Genomic DNA, 19,910 nt, shown 5'->3' with positions numbered 1-19,910 from the left:
AATATCAAATCGAAACAATTTCGTTTTGCGAGTTATAGCAAAAAGGTAAAATTTACAAATAAAGCTTTTCAATGGAAATATGGAGGCTATTTGTGGGAGGGAAAAATGGAAAAAGTAGACGTAAGTAGTGCTTATCGACGTATGAAAAGTCCAAATATCAAGACCAGGAAACGGGCGTTAAAAATTATTCATACACGTAAGTATAATAAAAACAAATAATTTTTATGAGGGGTTAAGATGAAAAAAAAAATTTGGTTGACATTATTTACTTTGCTGGCTGGAAGTACATTAGCTGCTTGTGGGAGTAATTCGAGAAATGAGTCTGAAGGAGCTGGAGAAAACAATGATGAGAAGCTTTCAATTATTACCACTTTTTACCCAATATACGATTTTACTCAAAACGTTGTAGGGGATGAAGGCGATGTTGAGCTATTGATTCCAGCGGGCACAGAGCCGCACGATTTTGAGCCTTCTGCCAAGCAAATTGCTCAGATACAAGATGCGGATGCTTTTGTTTATCATAATGAGAATATGGAAACTTGGGTGCCTGACACTGTTGAGGGCTGGGAAAAAGGCAAACCTAACATTATTAAAGGGACTGAAGGAATTAAGCTAACGGCAGCTAGTGATGAGCATGAATCTGAGGACGAACATCGTCATTCTCATGAATATGATCCTCATACATGGATAGATCCTAAGTTAGCAATCAAAGAAGTTGAAGCGATTAGCAAACAATTAAGCAAGGACTATCCTGAAAAACAAGAGGCTTTTGAAGAAAATGCAGAAAATTATGTAAAAGAACTGGAAGATCTGGATAAAGAATACGAAGAAAGTCTTTCCAATGCACCACAAAAAAGTTTTGTCACTCAGCATGCTGCTTTTGGTTATTTGGCAAATGAATATGATTTGAATCAGCTAGCTATTTCAGGATTGTCTCCAGATGAAGAACCTAGCCCAGAACGTTTGGCAGAATTAAAAGACTATGTGGAAGACAATAATATCCATTATATTTACTTTGAAAAAAATGCTTCTGATAAAATAGCAAAGACATTAGCAGATGAAGTAGGCGTGAAATTGGAAGTATTAAACCCATTAGAAAGTCTAACAGATGAACAAATAGATCATGGAGAAGATTATATTTCTGTAATGAAAGATAACTTAAAGGCTTTAGAAAAAACAACAGATACTAAAGGAAAGGAAATTCAGCCGGAAGAGTCAGAAGAATAAAAAACTTATTTTAATCAGAGAGTGTAAATGTCTATTTTTAAAACCTTCATTAAGTCAATATATGCTACAATTGATTTTGTACTTCATGGTAAGTATTATAAAGTTAAAACATCTTAGTTAACTAGTTTCCAGCTGTCCTTGTAATACCTATAGTCGCTGAAGCTTCTAATTTTGTTGATGTTTGGTCATTCAGGAGAGGTATATACATTGTCTAAAAAAGAAGGATTTAAAGATATTGCTCATAAAGCACATATGAAAATAGGAGATGTGATTATTATTGGTATTTTAGTGATTGCATCTTTTCTTCCAGCTGTTATTTTTTATTTTCAGCAAGACCAAGGTCAAGCAGAAGAGACAGCAGAAAAATATGCTGTTGTTCGTATTGATGGACAAGAAGTGGATCGTTTCTCTTTAGATAAAGAAAATTCGGTCAAAAAGACATATCATCCGGCCAAAGGCAAGTACAATATTGTTGAAGTCAAAGATGGAAGAGCACGCGTAAAAGAAGATAATAGTCCGGACCAAATTGCGGTCCGAACAGGTTGGATTTCTGAGCCCGGTCAAACAAGTATTTGTCTTCCACATAAGTTAGTGATAGAGATTTATCAAGAAGATGCTGAAGATAGCTATATTTATTAAATAAAATGAAAATAACCTTCTGGAGAAAAAGTCTCATTTTCTTCAGAAGGTTTTATATTTATAAGGATATATAAAAGAAATTAGTCCCTAAATCCTTTTGATAAACAAAATATCCGAACCCTATAGAGAGATTGCGGTCATTCGTTGTAAATACATGACCGCAAATCACAGCAAATATAGTTCGGATATTTTTGTTTAATTTATACTTACCTTACAATCCTTTTTGTGCTTGACTTACTTATAAGTAGCGTATTTGAAAATAGTAGAAGCACCGAAATTAGGATAATAAATCCCTTTTAGGTTATCTTTCACTAATAAGGAACGTGTTTGTTGATACAATGGAACAATGGCGGTATCGTCTTCGACTAATGTTTTTTCCGCTTCGATCATGGCTTTCCATCGTTTTTCAGGCTCATTACCATACTCGTTTGTAATCTTATCTAAAAGTTCATTATACTTATCACTTTCATAGTTTGTATTATTTGGAGAACGCAATGATTCTAAATACGTCATTGGGTCTTGGTAATCAGGTCCCCAACGTCCGATGGCAAGTTCATATTCACTGTTACGAGTTAATTCAATTGAATTATTCAAAGGAACAGATTTGACTTCAAACTTTAATCCAGGAAGAGCTTTTTGTAATTGATATTGAACGGTTTCTGCTACTTTTTTCTCATCATCTTCATCAGATGTTAACAGTTCAATAGTGATATTATCACCGATTTCTTCTTTAGCTTTTTCCCAATGTTCTTTAGCCTTTTCCTTATCCGTTTTCATCAAATCTCCGGCATCTTCACGAAAATCTGCATCTGTTTCCGGATTTTTTACAAAATCTTTTGGAATATAGCCATAGCTTGCTGTCGAACCATCTGCTAATACGTCATCAACGATGCCTTCTTTGTCAATAGCATAAGCCAGTGCTTTTCGAACGTCACTGTTAGCAAAAATAGTGTCTTTACCCTCTGATTTTTGGTTCATTTTAAAATAGAATACTTTAGAATCTGGCACTTTTTGCAAGTCAGGGTTATTTTCGTTTTGTTTTACATGTTCGCCAAAAATTTCCGCTTGGTCTAGTTCACCGCTTTGGAATAGATTAAACGCAGTTCCTGCTTCTTTGATTACATCTACATGGACGTTATCTAATTTTACTTTATCAGCATCATAATATTCTGGATTTTTTTCTAAGTCCCACTCCATGGAAGACTGATCCCAGTTTTTCATGTTAAAAGCGCCATTAGATAGAATCTTTTCGCTGTCATTTCCGTATTCTTTTCCATATTTTTCAACAAATTCTTCATTTTGTGGGAAAAACGGTGGAAAAGTCATCAAAGAAGTAAAATAAGGGACAGGTTTTTCCAACTGTACTTCTAATTCTTTATCATTCACTGCTTTTACCCCTAATTTTTTTGGATCCATTCCATCATTAATAATATCGGATCCATTTACAACTGTTCCATCGAGTAGAAACATATAATTTGCTTCATTTTCCGGAGTGGCTAATCGTTGCCAAGCATAAACAAAATCATCTGCGGTAACCGGATCTCCGTTACTCCAATTAGCATCATCACGTAATTGAATGGTATAGGTTTTGCCGTCTTCAGAAATTTTTGGCATCTCTTTTGCTACGGCTGGGACCACTTCGTTGTTTTCGTCGATTCTATATAAACCTTCAAAAACATGTACTTGTGTATTGATACTGCCTGTATCTTGTGTTACCAGCGTGTTCATAGAGGCGACTTCATTGGTTTCCATTAGATTGACAGCTTTTGTCTTGTTATCGGAATTATTAGCATCTTCTGAGCCTTGGCCAGTTGTACAACCAGCAAGGCTGATACCTACTATAAAACTTGCACAAACCAACATTATTTTCTTTTTCATTGAAGTTCCCCCTTTTCATTTGGTTAAGCTATTTTTATAAAAACTCAAACCCTAGTAAAGTAACATTCCAATCCAACTCATTAAAACGAAAACCACGTTGAGCTGTTTCAAATTCTCCTCTTTGATTATCAATCGGATCGGCTCGTAATTGCTTTTTAGTGATCGAAAAATCAGTTTGGATATCATCATTTGCTGGTAGACGGAATACATCAAGGTTGCCAAAATAATATTTCCAGCGCTCGGTGTTATTCCCTCGGTAAGCACTACCGCCAAATGAAGCATCGGCATAAACCCAACCAATGGTTGGTAAATAAAACTTAGCCCAATCATGCGGACCTTGAGTGTATTCGGAGATATATAAACCGGATTCCCATTTTGCAGGAATACCAGACATACGACATAATGTGATAAATAAAATTGCCTGCACCCCGCAATCCCCTTTTTGGTTAACAGCACAGTACTCACTGATGTTTGGAATTGTAAAGTATTCCCTCATGTAGGAGTAATTTACCTTTGTTGTTACAAATTCATAAATTCGATAAGCTTTTTCGACTAAATTCATTTTTTCGCTAGTAATTTCTGCTAAAAGTTTATATAAGAAATCTGTAAACAGGATATGTGGACTTTTTTCGCTTAATTCATTTTGAAATTCTTGCTTTTCTTTATTAGAAAGCTCTTTAGGAAAATCTTTTTGTGTTTCCATGGCTTTGAAAAGATCGTGATAAGTAGCTTCAATTTCGTATTCATGTTCTACTTCAAAAAATAAATCATCTTTATTGTCAGTTTGAAAAGCAATCGTACGCTGAATAGCTGTTACATCCGCAATATCTAGAACTTTCCCTTTCGTAGAAAGTACCTTTGCCTTATTTATATGGCTATTGGCACGCGGCAATGGCAAATGGGCAAGAAACGGACCTTCTTGAGCAGTTAGTTTATCCTTGGGAGTAATCGTTTGTTTTAAGGTGATTTTTGCTTTGCGATTACCAAGGTGTTTCATTTTTCTTACATTATCATCAAGCTCAGTTTGTCGTTCATTATCGATACTATTTTCTTCTTCGTAACGATAGCGCTCGTAATAATCATGCCTTGTTTTAACCAAATTTTCAATAAAGCGGCGATGAAAATAAGCTTGTCCCTTTTTGTAAGTCCATTCAACGTTATTGGTGCGAACAAGTTCCCAGATTTCATGAGGTTTTACCTCGGTAAACGCATCGTTTAATTTTTGTTGTGCTTGTTTTTCATCAAAAGGAAATTGGTCATCGTTTAAGGCGGATAAAACAGCTAACTCACCTTCCAAACGTTGTTTTAAGATTTGGCTCGTTTTAGAAAAATGAAGCTTTTCATAAATGAGTTCTTCAGCAAAAGCGAAGTCGCCATTTTCCTTTGCACGTGTTATGTCATCTGGCAAAGGAGTGGATAGATAGCTGATATCGTTTAATTCATAAGCTTTCAATTAACATTCCTCTCTTCTATAAGTGTTATATTTCAGTATTATAGCAACTTTTTTATATAATTTCCAGAAAATTCTATTAAATTTTTTAATTATTTTCTAATAAACTTCCTCAAACCTAAAATTTCTTATAAACGGGAGACTTAAAGGAATAGCACTATAAAAAATACTTCGTTAAAAACTTTATTAATAAATTATAATTATATTGTCTTTTGAAATTTGGTAATCAAATATTTTTGTGATGAAGAAATGTAAGCATGGTTTGTTATTTTAATGAGTGGTTATTAAAAAGATGTGGTGGATCAGATAGTTGCTGAAGTTATATAAATAAAAACTCTGACAAGATTATAATCTTACCAGAGTTTCAAACTAAAACGTACGTTGCAATAGCTGTTTAGTTAAGTGAGTGATTTCTTTTTTTGCCTGAGATTCAGGAAGCTTTTCAATATCTTGTAAGGCGTTTTGGGTATAATTTTGTGCAAATTTTTTAGCTTTTTGTACTCCACCATAAGTAACGACAAGTTCTGCGACTTTTTGTGCTTCTTCCAAGGAAAGCTCATTTTTTTTAGCTAAGTAGCTGGCAAAAATTTCTGGTTTTTCTTCCTTGGCAAAAATCAGGGGCAAAGTATACACTCCTTGAGCTAAATCTTCTAAGATGGGTTTTTGTAAATCATGCTGGTCAGCGGTATAATCTAAAATGTCGTCATAAACCTGAAAGGCTATGCCGACATTGCGGCCAATCTGTCCGGCTAAAGTTTCGATCTTTTTATCTGTTTTGCCAAAATGAGCACCTTGTATGCAGGCTAACCAAAATAATTCCGCCGTCTTGCCATTAATGCTGCGTAGGTAGTCTTCAACGGTTTCCTGTTGGTTAAAACGTGTATGCATTTGGTCTAATTCACCAAGTAAAAGACGTTTCATAGAAGCTGCGTTAATCCCTAGGTAATAAGAACCATTCATAGCTTGAGTGATTAGTTCAAAAAATTGAGTAAATAACAAGTCCCCAGCATATACTGCAATGTCTTTACCGTATTTTGACTGAACTGTGATTGTGCCTCGACGCAGTGGCGAATCATCGACGATATCATCATGAATTAAAGAAGCCATATGGAGGATTTCAATGGAAGCAGCAACTTTAAATAATTGTTTTTGATTCTGCTTAGTTGTATCTCCCAGTTCAGCAAATAAAAGAAAGTATGCTGGGCGCAGGTATTTGCCGCCTGATTTGGCAAAGTCAATGAGCGTTTCTTGTATATCTTTATTTCGCACTTGTAATTGTTCTTCAATTAGTGAGCAAACGATTTGGAGTTTATTTTGAATAGTGGGATAATCATTCCAGTAAGATAGCATTTTGTACGTTCCTTTCAACGTTTGATAATAACAGAACTATTCTAACTTATTATTAGACAAAAAGGCTACTTTTATGCTGTAAAAATAAGAAAGGATAAGAAAATGTCGTTAGCAGTATTTTTAGAATTGGTAGAAATGAAAGCTAAGACAGCGAGTGTCTTGCCGTTTCTAATTGGGCTTTGTTATAGCTGGTATCATTATGGCACAATTCACCTTGGTTATGTAGTCATTTATTTTATAGCTATGTTTATTTTTAATATGGCTGTAGATATTTTAGATAACTATAATGACTATCGCCATGCAAAACAAGGACATGATTATAAGGAAAAAACCAATATTATTGGTCGAGAAAATCTTTCCTTACGTTTCGTATTTTGGATAATGGTCGCAATGATTATTATTTCTGCCCTTATCGGTATTGCGTTAGCTTTTGTGGTTGGTTGGCCTCTTTTATGGATGGGCTTATTTTGTTATTTGGTTGGTATTTTTTATTCTTCTGGTCCACGCCCTTTATCGAGTTTACCAGTGGGTGAAATTTTTTCTGGTATTACGATGGGGTTTATGATTTCATTAATTTGTGTGTATATCAACACATTTGAAGCATTTCAGTGGAATTTTTCAGAAATTTTCGGTATTGTAATTATTGCACTGCCAAATACCATGTGGATTGCCAACTTAATGTTAGCGAATAATACTTGTGATAAAGAAGAAGATGAAAAAAATGAGCGATACACGTTAGTTCATTACATAGGAAAACCAAACGCCTTACGCTTATTTGCTGGGATGAATATTGTTGCTTTTATGGCCATTCTACTTTCATTTATTTTGGGACTAGCCCCTTGGACCGTATTGCTATCATTTTTAGCGGTACCGTTTGTTTATAGACAGACAAAGCTATTTTTGCAAGAACAAGTCAAAAGCCGAACATTTCGCTGCGCAGTCAAGATTCTCGCTGTAGGATCAATGGTACAAGTCGTTACCTATGCGATAGGCATATTTATATCATAAAGAATAGAAAGAAGTGGGGATATTATGAAGGAAGTCGCGATTTTAGGTGCAGGTTATGCAGGGTTAAGAGCATTACGTGAATTACAAAAGCAAAGTGAAATGCATATTACTTTAGTGGATCGTAACGACTATCATTATGAGGCAACTGATTTACATGAAGTTGCTTCAGGTAATCAACCGAAGGAAAAAATCATTTATCCAATTAAAGACGTGGTAGATACAAAAGTGACAACATTTGTGCAAGACGAAGTCAAAAAAATTGATCCAGATCAACAAGTGGTTGAATTAAAGCAAAACCAACCACTACATTATGATTATTTAGTCGTTGCTTTAGGCTTTGAATCAGAAACGTTTGGCATTTCTGGTGCGAAGGAAAATGCTTTGGAAATGGTAGATGTAGAAACCGCTGAAAAAGTGTACGACCATATTAAAGCCATGATGGAAAAGTATAAAGAAACTAAAGACAAAAAATATTTACGCTTAGTTGTTTGTGGCGCTGGTTTTACTGGTATTGAACTGGTTGGAGCCTTACAAGAAGGGAAAACTCGTTATGCCAAAATAGCTAATGTTGATCCGGCAGAAATTGAGATTTACTGTATTGAGGCAGTGGCAAACATACTTCCAATGTTTAACGATTCGCTGACACAATATTGCTTGGACTATTTAAATAAATGGAATGTTCATTTATTAACTTCTAGTCCTATCAAAGCGATTAAACCTGAGCGAGTTATTTATAGTAATGACGACCAAGATAAAGAACTGGAAGCTGCAACAATTATCTGGACTACCGGGGTAAGCGGAAGTCATGTTATTGGTGAGTCCGGCTTTAGTGAAAAAAGAGGACGTGTCATGGTTAACGATGATTTAACCGATCCAGATCATGAGAATATTTATATTATTGGTGACGTTTCTGCTGTGATGGATAAAGAAAGTAATCGGCCTTATCCAACAACTGGACAAATTTCTTTACAAATGGGAGAACACGCAGCTAAAAATATTGAACGACAAGTAAAAGGCGAGCCTAAGCAAGACTTTACCTTCAAGAACTTAGGTTCAGTAGCTTCTATTGGAAATACACATGCTTTTGGATATGTGGGAAGTACTGGGGTTAAGGGTTACCCAGCTTCATTTATGAAGAAAATGATTATGAACCGTTCCCTGTTAAAAACTGGCGGCTTAAAAGAAGTAATGTCCAAAGGTCGCTTTGATTTATATCATTAAAATAGAAATAAAAGCTTATAAACAAGGGTCTGTGACATAAGTACCTTTAATAATAAAATATCCGAACTATAAGAGAGATTGCTCCTGCGGTTACTCGTCGCACGAATTGCATTGCTCCTGCGGTTACTCGTCGCACGAATTGCATTGCTCCTGCGATTACTCGTCGCACGAATTGCATTGCTCCTGCGATTACTCGTCGCACGAATTGCATTGCTCCTGCGATTACTCGTCGCACGAATTGCATTGCTCCTGCGATTACTCGTCGCACGAAAAACATTGCTCCTGCGGTCCAGTAGGTCCTCGTCGCAAATTCACGACGATTAGGGAATCTTATCAAATATAGTTCGGGTATTTTTGTCTTGTCTTTACTTATGTCACAGTCACTTAGTTGTGAGTCGTCATTTTTTCTATCAGCTGTTGGTAGTCAATTGATGTTTGCTCGTCAAAAAGTTGATAAGATAATTTTTCTGTTAGATCATCATAAATAATTGCCATAAGTTCATTGTTTGGTTCAAATACTCCAATGGTAAAAATGGTATAACGGTCATTAAGGACTGCTAAATCGCGAATATTTTTAGCAAAGACATTTCTAATATGGGCTACTTTTTTAAGATGTTTATCGGCTTTTTCGTTGGCTTTTTGTAAAGAGAAACCTTCCATTAAAAAGTGTTGTATGAGTTCTACTTTTATGACAGTTAACAGACGATAATTGCGAGGGGCTGAATTTTCAGTACTTTTAGAAACTGAGGTAATGAAGCCCTTTTTTTCCCAATAACGTAGTTGACGTGGAGAGGTTCCACTCATTTTGCTTAATTCGCTGATTCCTACTAATAAGTCATCACTGATTAATAAATCTTTTAAAGAATTTAACATAAAGTACCTTCTTTTGTATTGTTGTTACTTGAATTATAGTTCACATTCTATAGATGTCAACCTAGTTGACAAAGTTCGAAAAAAAGAATAAAGTAGTTAAGTTGAAAAAATAGAAGGGAAGAGAACTATGGGAAACGAACAACCACTTGATATTTATGGAAAACCATATAACCGTGCTATGATTGTAGCGATTTTAATGGTTGGCAGTTTTTGTACAGTGTTAAATCAAACATTGTTAAATACTGCTTTTCCAACTTTAATGCGTACCTTTAATATTACAGCTTCTGATGTACAGTGGCTAACCACTGGCTTTTTATTAGTAAATGGGATTATGATTCCAATTACAGCTTGGATGATTAATAAATTTAGCTCAAAAAAATTATACTTATTTGCTATGGCTGTTTTTTTGATTGGCACGATTACTTGTTTTATAGCACCAACCTTTTCGATATTATTGATTGGTCGTCTTGTGCAGGCTGCAGGTGTAGGTATTTCTATGCCGCTGTTACAAAATATTATGTACACTATTTATCCCCCAGAACGGCGTGGCGCTGCTATGGGAATGGTAGGTATTGTTATTGCTTTAGCCCCAGCTTTAGGTCCCACCTTATCCGGTTGGGTCATTGATCATTATTCTTGGCGCCAATTGTTTGGCATTGTTATTCCGATTGTCCTTTTGGTAATAATCTTGTCCTTTTTCTTAATGCGCAGTGTGATTCCACTATCAAATCCTAAAATCGACTTTTTGTCAGTTATATTATCTACGATAGGGTTTGGCTCTTTATTGTATGGCTTTTCGAGTGTAGGAAATAAAGGCTGGAGCAGTTTTGAGGTGATTGGCTTTATCCTTGTTGGAGCTGTTGTGTTAGCCTTTTTTGTTTGGCGTCAATTACATATTGAAAATCCGTTATTGGAATTACGTGTATTTAAATCATCTACCTTTACCTTGGCTGCTATTTTGGCTGGTGTTACAAATATGGCGATGATTGGTGTTTCAATGGTAGTTCCCATGTATATTCAAAATATTCATGGGGCATCTGCTTTTCAGTCTGGCTTAATGTTGCTTCCTGGAGCTCTTGTTATTGGGGTTATGAATCCAATTACGGGTTCAATTTTTGATAAATATGGCGCAAAGCGTTTAGCTATTATTGGGATGTTTATTTTAAGTTGTTCAACGGCGCCTTTTGCCTTTTTAACGGAGAACACGCCTTCTGCTTATATCATCGTCCTATATATGGTACGGATGTTTGGGATTTCGATGGTAATGATGCCAGTAACAACATCAGGGATGAATTCATTGCCAGCTAAATTAATTAGTCACGGTACTGCTGTTAATAATACCTTTCGCCAAGTAGCTAGCTCTATTGGAACAGCGATCTTAATCAGCGTATTAACAAATATAACAAATAATAATCTACCAAAAGAAAGTATGATGGAAAAAACACCGTTAGCTTATGCCAGACAAGCTATAAATGCTACCTTGTCAGGATACCAAGCAGCTTTTTCGGTAGCTATTTTATTTTGTATTGTTGGCTTTATATTAACCTTTTTCATTAAAAAAACGTCAAAAAGTAAGGAGGCACATGTATGATTTTTGTAATTCTTATTTTAAGCGTAGTAGCAATGGCCTTTTTATTTATTTTGTCGCAAAAAAGATGGCAAAGAAATCTTTCTTTTGTATTTGCTGTGTTCTTTGTTGTCAGCCTTGGCTTAATCGTGGCTAATTTTAATCAACACTTGGGGATGGAGACAGCTAATAAGAGCCAAACGGTTAACTTAGAATCGTCACTAAAAGATCAAAAGGCAAAAGCCTTATTATATAAGCCTTTAGGCGATGGCAGTGAGAAAGTCTATTTATATGAAACAAAAGACTCCGAAAAGCTCCAATCCACTGGGAAAGATCAAGTAATAAATCATATTGATCACCACGCTGATCAAGCTCAACTTCATATTGAGAAAACAGAATGGGTCTATAAGAGTGGATTCTACCGACTTTTGTTTGGTATTTCTGGAAATGAGCATGAATTTATTCAACAAGAAAACCAATTCGAATTACCCTCTGATTGGAAAATTTTAAGTACAGAGCAGTGATAAGTGGGTATTTAAAAGATCATAGGTGAAAAACATAAGTTTTAAATGTTGTTTTTTATAAAAAAATTTATAGGATTTTTTTGATAAACAGGGCTTTAAAATTCAAAGATTAAAGCTCTGTTTATTTTATTTTTAAGAAAAGTAATATGTTATTTTACAGAAATAAGCATGCTATTTTTTTCAAAATGAGCATTTTTTATGTTATGTTTAAAATGGTGGAAATGATAAAAAGGTCTAGTTAAGATGTTTTTATTATTTTAGCTAATATAAGCTATATGATAATAGTTCCTTGTTTGTTCCTTTTTAAAAATAAAAAAAGGTCTAATTGTCATAGCATTATATTGGACGGTTGTTATTTGGTAGTTTGTAGAGGCAGGAAAATTGTAAACGCTTATTTTGCTGAAAGCATTCGGTAAGTTGGTTTGACAAACAGTTGTTAGGAGAAATAGGCATATTGTAGGAATGGTTTGTAAAAATATCAAGGAGGTATTGGATTGGCATATCAAACAGTAAATCCGTATACAAATGAATTAGTAAAAGAATTTTCTAATACGACCGATCAGCAATTAGAGGAAGCATTACAAACAGGACAAGAATTATACGAAAAATTTAAATCACAACCGGTTAAAGAGAGAGGAAAGATTTTACACAACATAGCTGCCAAGATTCGCGAACAAGCAGATGAATTAGCTCGTACGTGTACTATTGAAATGGGTAAGTTGTTGACTGAATCACAAGGCGAAGTGGAGTTATGTGCAGTTATTGCCGATTGGTTTGCAGATCATGCAGAAGAAATGCTGAAACCAGAAGAAATTGAAACGATTGCAAATGGTAAAGCAGAAATTCATCATCATGCCACAGGTGTTTTGATGATGGTTGAACCATGGAACTTTCCTTACTATCAAATCATGCGGGTATTTGCTCCAAACTTTATGGTGGGCAACCCTATGATTTTAAAGCATGCTTCAAATACACCGTCATCTGCCCAAATGATGGCTGATGTTATTATTGAAGCAGGGGCGCCTGAAGGTTCCATCGCCAATTTATTCTTATCTTATAAACAAGTCACTAAGGCAATTGAAGACCCTCGTGTTCAAGGTGCTGCTTTGACAGGGTCCGAACGTGGTGGAGAAGCTGTAGCTGGTGCTGCAGGTAAGAATCTGAAAAAAACGACCATGGAATTAGGAGGGATGGATCCATTTATTGTCTTAGGGGACGCCAATATGGAGGATGTCAACGAAATTGCTTGGCGCTCACGTTTATATAACGCTGGACAAGAGTGTACCTCTTCAAAACGTTTTATTGTGATGGAAAACGTGTATGACGAATTTGTGGAGCATTTGAAAGAAAACTTTAGCAAAGTAAAACCAGGAGACCCGCTAGATTCAAAAACAACCTTGGCGCCAATGAACACTAAAAAGGCAAAAGAAGATTTACAAGAACAGGTCGATGAAGCCGTGAAAGCAGGCGCTAAAGTGGTTTACGGTAATGAACCGATTGACTTACCAGGGCAATTCTTTATGCCGACTATTTTAACCGACGTTGATCGCGACAACCCGGCGCATACTACTGAAATGTTTGGTCCAGTGGGTGTGGTTTATAAAGTTTCAAGTGAGAAAGAAGCCATTGAGCTAGCTAATGATTCTTCTTATGGGTTGGGTGGCGTCGTATTTGCCGGTGACAGCGAGCATGGTGCTGAAGTTGCTGCTAAAATCGAAACAGGGATGGTATTTGTGAATAACTTTAGATACTCTTTACCTGAATTACCATTTGGCGGTGTGAAACGTTCTGGCTATGGTAGAGAAATGAGTCAAATTGGGCAAATGGCTTTTGTGAATGAAAAATTGATCTTAAAAGCTGACAAACCTGATTTAGATAATCTGGCCGGAGGTTTAGTTGCTACTGATCCTGAATAAGGTATAAATTATAGCTGCTACTATTGGAGTAATTTCAATAGTAGCAGCTTTTTTTCTGCCTTTTTAAGATATAAAGAAAAATTGTACAAAATTTTATTGGCACAGATGACGGATAATGTTCTCTTCTCTCAATTTTAATCATTATGAAGGGACAATCGGCAGGCATCCCTTCATTTGTACAATTATAAAGGGGCAATCGTTCGATATCCCTTCATTTCCTCAATTATGAGGGGACAATCGCTAGACATCCCTTCATTTCTATAATTATAAAAGGACAATCGGGAGACTTTCCTTCATTTTTAAGATAGACATTTTTTTGTTTAAATATAATCTTTTGTTAGTAACATAAACTCGTTTACATCTTCTAATACTTTATCAATGCCGGCTTGCCAAAAATCTGCTTGTGTTAAGTCGACGCCTAGATGTTTTTTGGCTAGTTCTTCTGTAGTCATCGAAGCAGTGTCTTGTAATAAAGCGATGTACTCATTTTCAAAGCTGGTTCCTTGTTCATTTGCAAGTGCATAAATTCCCATGCTGAAAAGGTAGCCAAAAGTGTAGGGAAAATTATAAAAAGGAACGTCATCAATAAAAAAGTGTAATTTGGATGCCCAAAAATGAGGGTGATAATTATCTAGGCTATCTAAATAACTTTCTTTTTGAGCATTGACCATCATTTCAGAAATTTGCTCTGCTGAAACTAAGCCTTTTTTACGCGCTTGGTAAAATTTATTTTCAAAAAGGTAACGTGTATGAATATTCATAAACATCGCAATGGCATTTTGCATTTTAACGTCTAGCAAATTAATTTTTTCTGCTTTTGTTTGGGCCTTCTTTAAAGTCGCATCAGCAACGATTAATTCTGCGAAGGTACTAGCAGTTTCGGCAACATTCATCGCATATTCTTGGTTTAATCTTGGTAAATCCCACATGACCTCGCTGTGAAAAGCGTGTCCTAATTCATGAGCCACTGTAGCGACTTCGTTGATTGATTGGCTATAAGTCATAAAAATGCGCGATTCTCGTGACTCAGGAAAACTAGTACAATAACCGCCGGGTCGTTTTCCCGGTCGGTCTTCTGCTTCAATCCATGATTTTTCAAAGGCGCTTTGTGCAAAAGCAGCCATTTTAGGGCTAAATTCTTGAAAGTTTTCAATGATAAAAGAAGCAGCTTCGTCAAATGTAAAGGTACGTTCTTGCATATTTTCTAAAATGATGGGAGCCTCTTGGTCTTGCCATTTCATTTTCTTAGTACCAAACAATTGGGCTTTACGTTTCAAATAATCGACAAAAGGTTGTTTGTTTTTTTGGATAGTTGCCCACATTGTTTCCAGTGTTTCCTGTTTTAATCGGTTATATTCTAATGGTTCTTGTAAATAATTATCGATACCATGTAATTTTTGAGTGGATAAACGGAACCCATCCAGATGATTTAAAGTGTCGCTAAATAAATCCGCTTTTTGGCTCCAAACTTGTTCCCATTTTTCAAAAATTTCGGCACGAATGTTAGCATCGGGATCACCGGTCATTTTATTAAACGCTTGGCCTGCAGAAAGTTCTACTTTAGTACCGTCAGCTTTGGTAAAGGGAATGGAAATATTTGCGACAATAGTATCATAATGTTGGCTCCAAGCATTTAAGCCATCTAAAGAAAGAGTATTGAAAATATTTTCTTCTGCTTCTGATAATAATTTGCTTCCGTCACGACGAATTTCGCTTAAACGAAAAGCCAAATTTTCTAATTCCGGTTCTGTTAACCATTGTTTCCAATTCTCCTCTTCAATTTGAGCTAATTTTTTTGCGAAAGAGGTTGTTGCTAATTGGTATTCAGGCATCTTTTTAAATAATTCTCCTGATAGTAATTTTGCTTTTGTATCATAAACGTCAGCAGATAATAGAGCTTCGATAAAACTGCTACATTCTTCAAAAACATTTGAAACTTTTGTGTTCCATTTTAAAATAGAAAGTAATTCGGTACTTTTCTTTTTTTCGGGTTGAAAATCTTTCACCTCTTGATGAAAAGCCGCAATCTGTTCATCTAATTGCGCCATTCGTTGTTGTAGTTTGTGTGAATGGCTTCCACCTGGAAAAATGGTATCTAAATCCCAGTTCATTGAGTAATGCATAAAAACGCTCCCTTATATTCATTTTTATCTTTTAGTATAACATAAGAAATTGTAAAAAAACGTTTTTTAATTTCTCAAAAAGGTGCTATGATAAGTCATTGAGGTGGAGTAGATGCTAAAAAAGTCTAGGAAAAACGGGAATTTGTATTTCGTACTTGGATTGTTAATCATGGCGATCTTATTTTATAGTTCATCACAAACTTATGAAACACAATCACAAATCAGTTTGTTAGAAAGCGTATTGAAAAATGAGCCCTTTAAGGAGTCTTTGAATCACGTTTCATTTAAGTATGCTGATGATATTGTAAGTATTAAAGAAAAAGGTTATTTTTCTTTTGCGGAATTTTTTATTCGTAAATTTGCTCATTTTGGGACTTACTTTCTTTTAGGTGGCAGCTTTTTTTTAAGCTTACTGCCTAAATTAAAAACAACTGGCTTTGCCCTGTTTTTTAGTTGGCTTTCGGCCACAGGTTATGCAGGAATGGATGAATTTCATCAAATGTTAACGCAAGATCGCACGCCACTATTTCAAGATGTCATGTTAGATTCTTTTGGTGCACTAACTGCAATTTTATTATGCTGGTTGGTCCTAGCGATGAAAAAGAAGCGAGTCTTGTAAAAGCAGGGGGGGAACGGGTATAATAAGTAAGGATACAAAGGTTAGCTTGTATACTTGCGGCTAATTTTTTAAGGAGGAGATTTTTTGTCAGGACATAGTAAATGGAATAACATTCAAGGAAGAAAAAATGCGCAGGATGCTAAAAAAGGGAAGATCTTTCAAAAAATATCTCGTGAAATATATATGGCGGCTAAAAATGGCGGCCCTGATCCAGATACGAATTCTGCTTTACGTTTAGTAATGGATAAAGCGAAATCTGCTAATATGCCTAACGATAATGTAGAACGTGCAATTAAAAAGGCCACCAGTAATGCAGATGGTGCCAATTATGAAGAAGTCACTTATGAAGGATATGGTCCTGGCGGAGTAGCGGTTTTGGTCGAAGCTTTAACCGATAACCGTAACCGTACAGCGACTGACGTGCGTGTCGCCTTTGACCGTAACGGCGGTAGTTTAGGTGAAAATGGATCAGTGAGTTATATGTTTGATCGCAAAGGCTATATTGCTATTGAGCGAGAAAATCTAAATTTAAGTGAAGATGAAATGTTGGAAAAAGTCTTAGAAGCCGGTGGAGAAGACCTACTAACCTCTCCTGAGGTATTTGAAATATATACGGCACCGGAAGATTTTACTGAAGCACGTGATTTTTTGGAAAAGGAATTTACTTTGGCGCAAGCTGAATTAACGATGGTACCTCAAACAACAGTTTCATTAGAAGGTAAGAAAAAAGAACAATTTGATCGTCTGTTAGATAAATTGGAAGAAGACGACGATGTTTCTGAAGTATATACTTCAATTGAGGCATAAAAAAAGCGAGAGAAATCTCGCTTTTTTTATACTAATTTTTTTATTAAAAGTTAAATAACTACCACAGGTGTGCCCACTTCAATATCGTTAAACAGTTTTTTCATGACATCAGGCGGAGTATTAACACAGCCATGAGAACCGCCGACTTTCCAACGATCACCGCCAAAAGTTGGCTGCCAGTCTGCATCATGTATGCCCACACCTGTCCAGTCAATCGGTAACCAGTAATCAACAGGAGATTCATAATCTTCACCTGTTAAAGTAGCATCTCTTTCCTTATTCCAAACATAAAATACGCCAGTCGGTGTTTTAGTTTTTGGCTTACCTGAAACAATGTCAGTATCTAAAAAGACGTCGCCATTTTTGTAATACCACATGTGTTGATTTTTTAAATCAACTTCTACGTAAGTATCATCAATTAACGGCTCACTTGGGTCAGCGCTACCTTGAACAATAGGTGCTCGCTTGAAGTCTTCACCTGCTAAGATATTTTTGCTTAACTCTTCTGTTTCCTGGTCAGTAGCGATTGTCCAACTAAAAGTTCCTGGTTCAACGGATACTTCTTTTTGTTTTGTGCTATCAAATGTCGTATTATTTTTGCTAGTGTTATATTTATCACCCAGCTCTTTGACATATTGTTTGATCTGGTCTTTATCTAAAGTGACTTTGTCATTTTTATAAACAACCCAGTCCATAATTTTTTCTTGCGGAATCTCCACATTTTCTCCGTTGATTTGATAGGTTCCCTTTGTTTTAGCTACACTATTTAATTGATCAAGTTCTTTATTTAAATCTTTATCATCAGCTGTAATCGCCGGCTCCTTTTTATAACTATCCAAGTCAAATTCATTTTTGCCATCGATTAAGCTCTGTTTTAAATCTTTCGTAGCTTGTTTAGTATCAAGCTCGTCTCCTTGTTGTTCAGGTTTGATGATAAATTCATTTTCGTCTTGTTCAATTTTAGCATTCTCAGTTTTGCTTTTATCGTCATTTAATGATAGTAGCTCTTCATCAAGCGCTTTGGTTTGTTGGTTAAGCGTTTGCTTGTCAAAGGCTGCTGTGTTGAGATCCAGCTTTTGGTTGGCAGGAAATAAAGAAGCAACTCCCCAGCGCCAACTATTTTGTTGGTCGATCATATTTTCTAACTCATCTGAAAAATCCGTTTCTAACCCAAAGTCGGCTTTTTTAATTGTTTTCCACTCTTTGCCATCTTGTTTAATAGTAAATTCTTCTGCGTCATAGCGTTCATGCAATAAATCATTGGCTTGCTGGGCTGTTAAACCACTTACTTTTGTATCGTTAATAAAAGTATCTGGTAAAAAATGATCTGCATAGTGTGTACTACGAAAAGCATAACCCCCAAGTGCTACAATAAGCAGTATGGCTAGGCCAATAAGAATATTGCGTGTCGTCTTACTCATTTTTGAACGTTTGTCTAAACGGGACATGCAACTTGTCAGCTCCTTAAACTAAATAAATTCTTTTACTTACCATAGCATATTTATTAAAAAAAACGAACCAAATGTTTTCAAACCTAATGATATTTTAATACTTAAAAAAAGAGCGACTTGTTATTAAGCCGCTCTCAATAAAAATTGAAGTAATGGAAGCAATTAATTTTCGAATTGTTCAAAAGCTTTGTCTAAAATACTTTTTAGCTGTTTAGCAGAAGCTTTCATACGGTCTTTTTCCCCATCAGTTAAAGGAACTTCGATTACTTGTTTCACACCTTCTGAATTGACGACAGCAGGAGAACCAATGTAGATTCCTTCTAAACCGTATTCGCCGTTCATTTGTACAGATAGTGGTAAAACAGCATTTTCATTATATAAGATTGCTCGTGTGATACGTGCTAGGGCTGCAGCAACACCATAAAATGTTGCTCCTTTTTTCTCAATAATTGTATAAGCTGCATCGCGTACGCTAAAGAATAAGTTTACCATCGCTTCTTCATCAACTTCGGGGTTATTTTTTATCCATTCGTAAATTTGTAAGCCTGCAACATTTGCATGGGACCATACAGGAAATTCGGAGTCGCCATGTTCACCTAAAATATAAGCATGAACGTTTCTAGCATCCACACCGATTAATTGAGCTAAAGCTTGACGGAAACGAGCAGAATCAAGAGAAGTTCCCGTACCAAATACTTTTTCTTTAGGGAAGCCGGAAAATTTCCAAGTGGCATAGGTTAAAATGTCTACCGGATTGGCGGCGACTAAAAAGATTCCATTAAAGCCAGAGTCTACGATTTGGGTGACCACATCATGATTAATTTTCAAGTTTTTATTGACTAAATCTAGACGTGTTTCTCCTTGTTTTTGCGGTGCACCAGCTGTGATGACAACTAAGTCAGCGTCATGGGCATCTTCATAGGAAGCTGAATAGATTTTTTTAGGTGAGTTAAAGGCTAAAGCGTCTGAAAGATCAATTGCATCTCCTTCAGTACGGTTCTTGTCAATATCAACAATGCCAACTTCTTGGGCGATATTTTGGGTAACTAGGGCAAATGCATAGCTTGAACCTACAGCACCATCTCCAACAAGGATAACTTTTTGATGATCTTTTTTACTTATTTGTGCATTCATAGGTGTATCATTCCTTCCACAATTTTGTTGTACAAATTTTTACTACACGTCCATGCTAACATTTTATATGAATTTTGTCATGTGATTTTTTCAACAATATAACAGTTTCTTTTATCTGTACTA

The 19,910-nt window shown here is 35.8% G+C and carries 17 protein-coding genes and 1 pseudogene; 10 read left to right on the top strand and 8 right to left on the bottom strand.

The window, feature by feature from the left end:
- Window positions 1-105 precede the first annotated feature (105 nt).
- From TS1_RS12590 to TS1_RS06495, 3 genes and pseudogenes are all read left to right on the top strand, one after another.
- Window positions 106-219, top strand: a complete 114-nt coding sequence (locus TS1_RS12590; RefSeq protein WP_169792362.1) for a putative metal homeostasis protein — start codon at window positions 106-108, stop codon at window positions 217-219.
- Between the two features lie 18 nt (window positions 220-237).
- Window positions 238-1,215, top strand: a pseudogene (locus tag TS1_RS06500) (metal ABC transporter substrate-binding protein); the annotation flags it as partial.
- 264 nt (window positions 1,216-1,479) lie between these two features.
- Complete coding sequence (locus TS1_RS06495) at window positions 1,480-1,866, top strand: NusG domain II-containing protein (RefSeq protein ID WP_068709042.1); 387 nt, start codon at window positions 1,480-1,482, stop codon at window positions 1,864-1,866.
- Window positions 1,867-2,100: 234 nt separating this feature from the next.
- Here TS1_RS06495 and TS1_RS06490 read toward each other — a convergent pair whose 3' ends face one another.
- The 3 genes from TS1_RS06490 to TS1_RS06480 form a co-directional block, all read right to left on the bottom strand.
- Entirely contained in the window at window positions 2,101-3,744 is a 1,644-nt protein-coding gene (locus TS1_RS06490; RefSeq protein WP_068709010.1) for a peptide ABC transporter substrate-binding protein, read from the bottom strand.
- Between the two features lie 34 nt (window positions 3,745-3,778).
- Window positions 3,779-5,197, bottom strand: a complete 1,419-nt coding sequence (locus tag TS1_RS06485; RefSeq protein ID WP_068709008.1) for a transglutaminase-like domain-containing protein — start codon at window positions 5,195-5,197, stop codon at window positions 3,779-3,781.
- A gap of 366 nt (window positions 5,198-5,563) precedes the next feature.
- A complete protein-coding gene (locus TS1_RS06480; RefSeq protein ID WP_068709006.1) occupies window positions 5,564-6,544 on the bottom strand; it encodes a polyprenyl synthetase family protein in 981 nt (326 codons plus the stop codon).
- A gap of 102 nt (window positions 6,545-6,646) precedes the next feature.
- Between TS1_RS06480 and TS1_RS06475 the strand changes: the two genes are divergently transcribed.
- On the top strand, window positions 6,647-7,552 hold the full coding sequence (locus TS1_RS06475) for a prenyltransferase (protein ID WP_068709004.1): 906 nt from the start codon (window positions 6,647-6,649) through the stop codon (window positions 7,550-7,552).
- Between the two features lie 24 nt (window positions 7,553-7,576).
- Complete coding sequence (locus TS1_RS06470; RefSeq protein WP_068709002.1) at window positions 7,577-8,773, top strand: NAD(P)/FAD-dependent oxidoreductase; 1,197 nt, start codon at window positions 7,577-7,579, stop codon at window positions 8,771-8,773.
- A gap of 46 nt (window positions 8,774-8,819) precedes the next feature.
- Here the strand turns inward: TS1_RS06470 and TS1_RS06465 are convergent, their stop codons facing one another.
- Together TS1_RS06465 and TS1_RS06460 are read right to left on the bottom strand one after the other, a co-directional pair.
- On the bottom strand, window positions 8,820-9,041 hold the full coding sequence (locus TS1_RS06465) for a hypothetical protein (RefSeq protein ID WP_068709001.1): 222 nt from the start codon (window positions 9,039-9,041) through the stop codon (window positions 8,820-8,822).
- A gap of 116 nt (window positions 9,042-9,157) precedes the next feature.
- Window positions 9,158-9,646 (bottom strand): MerR family transcriptional regulator, encoded by a 489-nt coding sequence (locus TS1_RS06460; RefSeq protein ID WP_068708999.1) that lies wholly within the window; start codon window positions 9,644-9,646, stop codon window positions 9,158-9,160.
- A 127-nt stretch (window positions 9,647-9,773) separates the two neighbouring features.
- Here TS1_RS06460 and TS1_RS06455 point away from each other — a divergent pair, with 127 nt between their 5' ends.
- From TS1_RS06455 to TS1_RS06445, 3 genes are all read left to right on the top strand, one after another.
- On the top strand, window positions 9,774-11,237 hold the full coding sequence (locus TS1_RS06455; protein WP_068708997.1) for an MDR family MFS transporter: 1,464 nt from the start codon (window positions 9,774-9,776) through the stop codon (window positions 11,235-11,237).
- Window positions 11,234-11,737 carry a DUF4811 domain-containing protein gene (locus TS1_RS06450; RefSeq protein ID WP_068708995.1) on the top strand — a complete coding sequence of 168 codons (504 nt, stop codon included), beginning with the start codon at window positions 11,234-11,236 and terminating at the stop codon, window positions 11,735-11,737. Before TS1_RS06455 ends, TS1_RS06450 begins: the two co-directional genes overlap by 4 nt.
- Before the next feature lie 494 nt (window positions 11,738-12,231).
- Window positions 12,232-13,653 carry an NAD-dependent succinate-semialdehyde dehydrogenase gene (locus TS1_RS06445; protein WP_068708993.1) on the top strand — a complete coding sequence of 474 codons (1,422 nt, stop codon included), beginning with the start codon at window positions 12,232-12,234 and terminating at the stop codon, window positions 13,651-13,653.
- Window positions 13,654-13,973: 320 nt separating this feature from the next.
- Here the strand turns inward: TS1_RS06445 and TS1_RS06440 are convergent, their stop codons facing one another.
- Entirely contained in the window at window positions 13,974-15,776 is a 1,803-nt protein-coding gene (locus TS1_RS06440; protein WP_068708990.1) for a M3 family oligoendopeptidase, read from the bottom strand.
- A 112-nt stretch (window positions 15,777-15,888) separates the two neighbouring features.
- Here TS1_RS06440 and TS1_RS06435 point away from each other — a divergent pair, with 112 nt between their 5' ends.
- Together TS1_RS06435 and TS1_RS06430 are read left to right on the top strand one after the other, a co-directional pair.
- Window positions 15,889-16,395, top strand: coding sequence for a VanZ family protein (locus TS1_RS06435; protein ID WP_068708988.1), 507 nt, complete (start codon window positions 15,889-15,891; stop codon window positions 16,393-16,395).
- 84 nt (window positions 16,396-16,479) lie between these two features.
- Window positions 16,480-17,202 (top strand): YebC/PmpR family DNA-binding transcriptional regulator, encoded by a 723-nt coding sequence (locus TS1_RS06430; RefSeq protein ID WP_068708986.1) that lies wholly within the window; start codon window positions 16,480-16,482, stop codon window positions 17,200-17,202.
- A gap of 50 nt (window positions 17,203-17,252) precedes the next feature.
- Here TS1_RS06430 and TS1_RS06425 read toward each other — a convergent pair whose 3' ends face one another.
- Both TS1_RS06425 and TS1_RS06420 read right to left on the bottom strand, forming a co-directional pair.
- Window positions 17,253-18,650 carry a L,D-transpeptidase family protein gene (locus TS1_RS06425; RefSeq protein WP_068708984.1) on the bottom strand — a complete coding sequence of 466 codons (1,398 nt, stop codon included), beginning with the start codon at window positions 18,648-18,650 and terminating at the stop codon, window positions 17,253-17,255.
- A 165-nt stretch (window positions 18,651-18,815) separates the two neighbouring features.
- The gene (locus TS1_RS06420) at window positions 18,816-19,787 is read right to left on the bottom strand and encodes an L-lactate dehydrogenase (protein ID WP_068708982.1); all 972 of its coding nucleotides are present in this window, start codon (window positions 19,785-19,787) and stop codon (window positions 18,816-18,818) included.
- Between the last annotated feature and the right edge of the window lie 123 nt (window positions 19,788-19,910).

The organism is Tetragenococcus solitarius NBRC 100494, assembly GCF_001544195.1.
Lineage (GTDB): Bacteria > Bacillota > Bacilli > Lactobacillales > Enterococcaceae > Tetragenococcus > Tetragenococcus solitarius.
Note: the sequence above shows the minus strand (reverse complement) of the source record. Positions and strands in the feature narration are given on the sequence as shown.

Excerpts from the sequence above, each read along its gene's own strand:
- TS1_RS12590 (WP_169792362.1), top strand. The coding sequence starts at position 106 with ATGGAAAAAGTAGACGTAAGTAGTGCTTATCGACGTATGAAAAGTCCA.
- TS1_RS06495 (WP_068709042.1), top strand. The coding sequence starts at position 1,480 with ATGAAAATAGGAGATGTGATTATTATTGGTATTTTAGTGATTGCATCT.
- TS1_RS06490 (WP_068709010.1), bottom strand. The coding sequence starts at position 3,744 with ATGAAAAAGAAAATAATGTTGGTTTGTGCAAGTTTTATAGTAGGTATC.
- TS1_RS06480 (WP_068709006.1), bottom strand. The coding sequence starts at position 6,544 with ATGCTATCTTACTGGAATGATTATCCCACTATTCAAAATAAACTCCAA.
- TS1_RS06475 (WP_068709004.1), top strand. The coding sequence starts at position 6,647 with ATGTCGTTAGCAGTATTTTTAGAATTGGTAGAAATGAAAGCTAAGACA.
- TS1_RS06470 (WP_068709002.1), top strand. The coding sequence starts at position 7,577 with ATGAAGGAAGTCGCGATTTTAGGTGCAGGTTATGCAGGGTTAAGAGCA.
- TS1_RS06460 (WP_068708999.1), bottom strand. The coding sequence starts at position 9,646 with ATGTTAAATTCTTTAAAAGATTTATTAATCAGTGATGACTTATTAGTA.
- TS1_RS06455 (WP_068708997.1), top strand. The coding sequence starts at position 9,774 with ATGGGAAACGAACAACCACTTGATATTTATGGAAAACCATATAACCGT.
- TS1_RS06450 (WP_068708995.1), top strand. The coding sequence starts at position 11,234 with ATGATTTTTGTAATTCTTATTTTAAGCGTAGTAGCAATGGCCTTTTTA.
- TS1_RS06440 (WP_068708990.1), bottom strand. The coding sequence starts at position 15,776 with ATGCATTACTCAATGAACTGGGATTTAGATACCATTTTTCCAGGTGGA.
- TS1_RS06435 (WP_068708988.1), top strand. The coding sequence starts at position 15,889 with ATGCTAAAAAAGTCTAGGAAAAACGGGAATTTGTATTTCGTACTTGGA.
- TS1_RS06425 (WP_068708984.1), bottom strand. The coding sequence starts at position 18,650 with ATGTCCCGTTTAGACAAACGTTCAAAAATGAGTAAGACGACACGCAAT.
- TS1_RS06420 (WP_068708982.1), bottom strand. The coding sequence starts at position 19,787 with ATGAATGCACAAATAAGTAAAAAAGATCATCAAAAAGTTATCCTTGTT.